This is a genomic window from Streptomyces sp. NPDC034670 (assembly GCF_055574875.1).
The window spans coordinates 29,442-35,977 of sequence record NZ_JBVITR010000047.1 but is presented as its reverse complement, the minus strand read 5'-3'; the positions used below and the strand labels follow the sequence as shown (position 1 = coordinate 35,977).

The 6,536-nt window shown below is 71.2% G+C and carries 4 protein-coding genes; all 4 read right to left on the bottom strand.

Annotation, left to right across the window (positions count from 1 at the left end; genetic code table 11):
- Window positions 1-146 precede the first annotated feature (146 nt).
- Window positions 147-2,711, bottom strand: coding sequence for a GTP pyrophosphokinase (gene relA, locus ACZ56B_RS25900; RefSeq protein ID WP_468795277.1), 2,565 nt, complete (start codon window positions 2,709-2,711; stop codon window positions 147-149).
- Window positions 2,712-2,902: 191 nt separating this feature from the next.
- Entirely contained in the window at window positions 2,903-3,442 is a 540-nt protein-coding gene (locus ACZ56B_RS25895) for an adenine phosphoribosyltransferase (protein ID WP_468795274.1), read from the bottom strand.
- Window positions 3,439-4,554 (bottom strand): protein translocase subunit SecF, encoded by a 1,116-nt coding sequence (secF, locus tag ACZ56B_RS25890; RefSeq protein ID WP_468795271.1) that lies wholly within the window; start codon window positions 4,552-4,554, stop codon window positions 3,439-3,441. Before secF ends, ACZ56B_RS25895 begins: the two co-directional genes overlap by 4 nt.
- Before the next feature lies 1 nt (window position 4,555).
- Window positions 4,556-6,373 carry a protein translocase subunit SecD gene (gene secD, locus ACZ56B_RS25885; RefSeq protein ID WP_468795268.1) on the bottom strand — a complete coding sequence of 606 codons (1,818 nt, stop codon included), beginning with the start codon at window positions 6,371-6,373 and terminating at the stop codon, window positions 4,556-4,558.
- Window positions 6,374-6,536 lie beyond the last annotated feature (163 nt).

Below are 6,536 nucleotides of genomic sequence, written 5' to 3'. Positions count from 1 at the left end.
AGCTGGAGCGGGAGCTGGAGGGCCGCCAGGCCCTGCTGGACCAGGCGCTGAAGGGGCTGCAGGAGTTCGGCGGCTGAAGGGCTGCCCGCACCCGCGAGAGGGGCCCCGTACCCGAGGTACGGGGCCCCTCTCGCGTGCTGTGCGGTCTAGGAGCGGGTGCGGGCCGAGGTCACGCGGTAGACGTCGTAGACGCCCTCCACGCCCCGCACGGCTTTCAGGACGTGTCCGAGGTGCTTGGGATCGCCCATCTCGAAGGTGAAGCGGGAGGTCGCCACGCGGTCCCGGGAGGTCTGGACGGCCGCGGAGAGGATGTTGACGTGCTGGTCGGACAGCACCCGCGTGACGTCCGAGAGGAGCCGGGAGCGGTCCAGCGCCTCCACCTGGATGGCGACCAGGAAGACGGAGGACTGGGTGGGCGCCCACTCGACCTCGAGGATGCGCTCGGGCTCGCGGGAGAGCGAGTCGACGTTCACGCAGTCGCTGCGGTGCACCGAGACGCCGCTGCCGCGGGTGACGAACCCGATGATCGGGTCGCCGGGCACCGGGGTGCAGCAGCGGGCCAGCTTGACCCAGACGTCCTCGACGCCCTTGACAACGACGCCGGGGTCGGAGCTGGAGCGGCGCTTGCGGCTGCGGCCGCGGGCCGGCGGGACCGACTCGTCGATCTCCTCGGTGGCCGCCTCCTCGCCGCCGAGGGCCTGGACCAGCTTCTGCACGATGTTCTGCGCGGAGACGTGGCCCTCGCCGATCGCCGCGTACAGCGCGGAGATGTCCGAGTAGCGCATCTCGTGCGCGAGCGTGACCAGGGAGTCGCCGGTGAGGATGCGCTGGATCGGCAGGTTCTGCTTGCGCATCGCGCGGACGATGGCGTCCTTGCCCTGCTCGATGGCCTCGTCGCGGCGCTCCTTGGAGAACCAGGCGCGGATCTTGTTGCGGGCGCGCGGCGACTTGACGAAGCCGAGCCAGTCGCGGGAGGGGCCCGCGCCGGCCGCCTTGGAGGTGAAGACCTCCACCAGGTCGCCGTTGTCCAGGGTCGACTCGAGCGGCACGAGGCGGCCGTTGACCCGCGCCCCTATGGTGCGGTGGCCGACCTCGGTGTGGACCGCGTACGCGAAGTCGACCGGGGTGGCACCGGCCGGGAGCGCTATGACGTCGCCCTTGGGGGTGAAGACGAAGACCTCGTTGCGGGACAGGTCGAAGCGCAGCGACTCCAGGAACTCGCCGGGGTCCTCGGTCTCCTTCTGCCAGTCCAGGAGCTGCCGCAGCCACGCCATGTCGTTGACGGCGTCCTTGTCCTTGCCGGAGCTCCTGGGGACGTCCGTGCGGACCTTGGAGGCGCCGGCGACGGCCTCCTGCTTGTACTTCCAGTGCGCGGCGATGCCGTACTCGGCGCGGCGGTGCATGTCGAACGTGCGGATCTGCAGCTCGACCGGCTTGCCGCCGGGACCGATGACCGTCGTGTGCAGCGACTGGTACATGTTGAACTTGGGCATCGCGATGTAGTCCTTGAACCGGCCGGGGACCGGGTTCCACCGCGCGTGCACCGTGCCGAGGGCCGCGTAGCAGTCGCGGACGGTGTCGACCAGGACGCGGATGCCCACCAGGTCGTAGATCTCCGCGAAGTCACGGCCGCGGACGATCATCTTCTGGTAGACGCTGTAGTAGTGCTTGGGGCGACCGGTGACGGTGGCCTTGATGCGGGCCGCCCTGAGGTCCTGCTGCACCTCGTCGGTGACGACGGCGAGGTACTCGTCGCGCTTGGGCGCGCGCTCGGCGACCAGGCGGACGATCTCGTCGTACATCTTGGGGTAGAGGATCGCGAAGGCGAGGTCCTCCAGCTCCCACTTGATGGTGTTCATGCCCAGGCGGTGGGCGAGCGGCGCGTAGATCTCCAGGGTCTCGCGCGCCTTCTTCTCCTGCTTCTCGCGCTTGAGGTAGCGCATGGTGCGCATGTTGTGCAGGCGGTCGGCGAGCTTGATGACCAGGACCCGGGGGTCCTTGGCCATGGCGACGACCATCTTGCGCACGGTCTCGGCCTGCGCGGCCTCGCCGAACTTGACCTTGTCCAGCTTGGTGACGCCGTCGACGAGCAGGGCGACCACGTCGCCGAAGTCGCGGCGCAGGTCCTCCAGGCCGTACTCCGTGTCCTCGACGGTGTCGTGCAGCAGGCCGGCCATCAGCGTGGCCGGGTCCATGCCGAGCTCGGCGAGGATGGTGGTGACGGCGAGCGGGTGCGTGATGTACGGGTCGCCGCTCTTGCGCTTCTGCCCGCGGTGCCAGCGCTCGGCGACCTGGTAGGCGCGCTCGATCTGGCGGAGCGTGGCGTTCTCGATCTTGGGATCGTTGCTGCGCACGATCCGCAGCAGCGGCTCCAGCACCGGGTTGTACGGATTCGCGCGCTGGACGCCGAGCCGGGCGAGGCGGGCGCGGACGCGGTTGGAGGAGCCGGAGCGCGCGGGCTGGCCCGTGTTCGGGCGGACCGGGGAGGCGGAGCGCTCGGGCGACGGGGGCCGTCCCGCCCGGGCGGAGTCGGGGGCGGGGGACGGCTTGGGGCGCGGCTGCTCGGGCTTGTCGACGGGGGTGGCCTGGGCGTGCCGGACCGGCCCGCGGGTGTCGTTCTTCGCCTGCGGCGCGCTCGGCGCGGGCTTGGCCGCGGCCGCCGAGGCGGACTCGGGCTTGGCGGCGGTCAGGTGCTGGGCCTCGTCTGGCAAGAGGGCTCCTCGTGCGCGATCCGGGTCCCCGGTCAGGCTCCGGAAACCCCATGGTAGCGATCCGGTGCCCGCCGATCGCCTCCGGAGTGGTGTGAGGACCGTCCACCCGGGAAACGCACGGGGCGGACGCCGGATTCCCCCGGGTCCGCCCCGTGGTGCGGCGAGAGCCTCTCCGCCGTGCCGCCGGCCGGTCAGACGGTGAGCAGCGCCTCCAGCGGTGCGCCCGCCAGGGCCGGTTCCAGACGGGCGCGGCCGCCGAGGAAACCGAGTTCCATCAGCACGGCGAGGCCCGCGACCTCGGCTCCCGCCCTGCGGATGAGCTGGACCGACGCCTCGGCGGTGCCGCCCGTGGCGAGGACGTCGTCGACCACCAGGACGCGGTCGTCCCCGGACAGGTCCTCCGCGTGCACCTCGATCTCCGCGGAGCCGTACTCCAGGTCGTACGCCTGGCTGAGGGTGGCTCCGGGGAGCTTGCCCGCCTTGCGCACGGGGATGAAGCCGAGGCCCGCGCGGACGGCGACCGGGGCGGCGAGGATGAAGCCCCGGGCCTCCAGGCCGACGACCTTGGTGGCGCCGGTGCGCCCGGCGATCTCGGCGAGGGCGTCGGTGAGCGCGGTGAACGCCGCCGGGTCCGCCAGGAGCGGGGTGATGTCCTTGAACATCACCCCCGGCTCCGGGTAGTCCGCCACGTCCCGGATGCGGCTGATCAGCAGTTCCTTGATGTCGGTCATCGGCGCCTTCCTGGGCTCCGGCCCCGGCCGCGGCCGCGCGACGCCGGTTGGTCGCGCGGGCCGACGACTGCGGGGGTGATCTCTTCGTCGTCGTACGCGTCGTCGTCGGCGAACGGGGCGTCCCGGGAGTCCTCCCGGGACGCGCCGTGGGCCCGCTTGGCCAGGACGCGCTTCTTGAGGGTCCTCATCGTCGGCTCGCGCTCCTTGAGGTCGGCGACGAGCGGGGTGGCGATGAAGATCGAAGAATACGCACCGGCGGCGAGACCGACGAACAGGGACAGCGAGATGTCGTTCAGCATGCCGGCGCCGAGGACGCCGCCCCCGATGAACAGCAGGCCCGCGACGGGCAGCAACGCGACCACCGTGGTGTTGACGGAGCGGACCAGGGTGCTGTTGATGGAGCGGTTGGCGATCTCGCTGTACGTCCAGCGGGTCTGCTTGGTGATGTCCCTGGTCTGTTCCTTCAGGCTGTCGAAGACGACGACCGTGTCGTAGAGCGAGTACCCGAGGATGGTCAGCAGACCGATCACCGTGCCCGGCGTGACCTCGAAGCCGACCAGGGCGTAGACGCCGACGGTGATGGTGATGTCGTGGACCAGGGCGATGAACGCGGCGACCGCCATGCGCCACTCGAAGGCGATCGCCAGGTAGATCACGACCAGGACCATGAAGATGCCGAGACCCTGCCAGGCCTTGTCGGCGATCTCCTCGCCCCAGCTGGGGCCGACCAGTTCGGCGTTGATCTGCTCCGCGTCGACCCCGAGGTCCTCGGCGAGCGTGTCCTTGATCCGGTCCGAGGCGTCCGTGTCGATGCCGGAGACCTGGATGCGCATGCTGCCGTCGCCGAGCTTCTGGACGATGGCGTCGTGGCCGGAGGCGTCCTGCGCGTACTCCTCGGCCGCGGCGACCGAGACGCTCGTGTTCTCGGGGGTGGTGAAGACCGCGCCGCCCTGGAACTCGATGCCCATGTGCAGGCCGCGCACCGCCAGTCCGACGATGGCCGTGATGGTGATCAGGACGGAGATGCCGTACCAGATCCTGCGGTTCCTGACGAAGTCGTAGCCGATCTCGCCGTGGTGCAGTCGGGCGCCGAGGGTGCCGAGCTTCGACATCTCAGACCTCCTTGGTCTCGACGGAGCCGGCGGCGACCGGGACGGGACGGCGGGTGCGGCGCAGCGGCGGCCTGGCCCCCAGGGCCTTCGGGTCGAGGCCGGACCACTTGTGGCCGCTCGCGAAGAACTCACGCCGGGCCATCAGCGTCAGCAGCGGCTTGGTGAAGAGGAACACCACCACGACGTCGAGCAGGGTGGTCAGACCGAGCGTGAACGCGAAGCCCTGGACCTTGCCGACGGTGACGACGAAGAGCACCGCGGCGGCGAGGAACGACACGAAGTCGGAGACCAGGATGGTGCGCCGGGCCCGCGGCCAGGCCCGCTCCACGGCGGGACGCAGCGCACGGCCCTCGCGGATCTCGTCCCGGACCCGTTCGAAGTACACGATGAAGGAGTCCGCCGTGATGCCGATCGCCACGATGGCGCCGCACACGGCCGGCAGGTTGAGCGCGAAGCCGATGGTCGGGCCGAGCAGCGACATGATCACGTAGGTCAGGGCGGCGGACACCAGCAGCGAGAAGAGGGCGATGAAGGACAGGCCCCGGTAGTAGACCAGCAGGTAGAGGACGACCAGGGCGAGGCCGATGGCACCGGCGATCAGGCCGGCCTCCAGCTGCTCGCCGCCGAGTGCGGCGGTGACGGTGGTGACGCTGTCCTCGCGGAAGGTCAGCGGCAGGGCTCCGTAGGACAGCATGTTGGCCAGTTCCTGGGAGGACTGCTGGGTGAAGTTGCCGGAGATCTCCGCGTTGCCGCCGGTCAGGGCCTGGCTGACGTAGGGGTCGGAGACGACCTCGCCGTCCAGGACGATGGCGAACTGGTTCTGCGGGGACTGCTTCCGGGCCAGCTCGCCGGTGACGTCGGCGAACTTCTCGGCACCCTCGTCCGTGAAGTCCATCGTGACGGTCCAGCCGGCGCCGCTCTGCGTGTTCAGGACCGCCCGGGCCTCGTCGACGTCCGTGCCGTCGACCGCGGCGGGGCCGAGGAGGTACTTCTGCCACTGGCCCTGGGAGTTCTGGCCGCAGGCGACGGTCGGCTCGGTGGCCCTGGCGCCGTCACCGGCCTTGGCGCGGACTGCTTCCTCGGTGCAGTCGAGCGCGGCGTACTGGGCCTGGAGCTCGTCGTCCACGTCCCCGGCGGCTCCGGAGGCGCCGCCGGTCGTGGAAGCGGAAGGGGTGGCCCCGCCCTCGGCGGAGGCGCCGGCGGAGGGCGTCCCGTCGGCCTCCAGGCCGTCGGTGAGCGCGCGGCCCCGGGTGGTGGGGTTCGCCGAGGGGGCGGTGGAGGCGGACGGGGAGGAGCCGTCGGACTCCCCGTCGGCGGCCTTCCCGGTCGCCTTCCCGGTGGCCCCGTCCTCGCCGGTGTCCCCGCCCGGGGCGCTGCCGGAGGCGCTCGGCGCGGGGGCGGCCCCGCCGCCGGCGAGTTCGGTGGCGACGACCGGGCGGAAGTAGAGCTTGGCGGTGGTGCCGACCTGCTCCCGGGCCTGCTGGGAGTTCGTGCCCTTGGGGATGTTGACGATGATGTTGCGGGCGCCCTGCGTCTGGACCTCGGCCTCGGAGACGCCGAGACCGTTGACGCGGCGCTCCATGATGGAGACCGCGGTGTCCATGGTGGTCTTGTTGATCGCGGATTCCTGGCCGGCCTCCGGTACCGCCGCGAGCGTGATGCTCGTGCCACCGGCCAGGTCGATCCCCAGACGCGGAGTGGTGTGCCCGGAGGCGAACATGCCTCCGGTGAGTGCCACGATGCCGATCAGAATCAGGGCCAGCGAGCGCCCGGGCTTGCTCTGGGCGCTCGCCTTCTGTCCCTTTTTGAGTCTGGCCACCTTCTCCTGACTCCCTCTCGGGCCGCTTCGCGCCCGTCGACGGGCGGGCGGCCATGACGTGTGGTCGGGTTCCGGTACGAACCGAGCGTGGGGTGGGGGGGGGGGGGGGGGGGGGGGGGGGGGGGGGGGGGGGGGGGGGGGAGCTACGGTTTGGCGTTAGCGT

Excerpts from the sequence above, each read along its gene's own strand:
- ACZ56B_RS25895 (WP_468795274.1), bottom strand. The coding sequence starts at position 3,442 with ATGACCGACATCAAGGAACTGCTGATCAGCCGCATCCGGGACGTGGCG.
- secF (WP_468795271.1), bottom strand. The coding sequence starts at position 4,554 with ATGTCGAAGCTCGGCACCCTCGGCGCCCGACTGCACCACGGCGAGATC.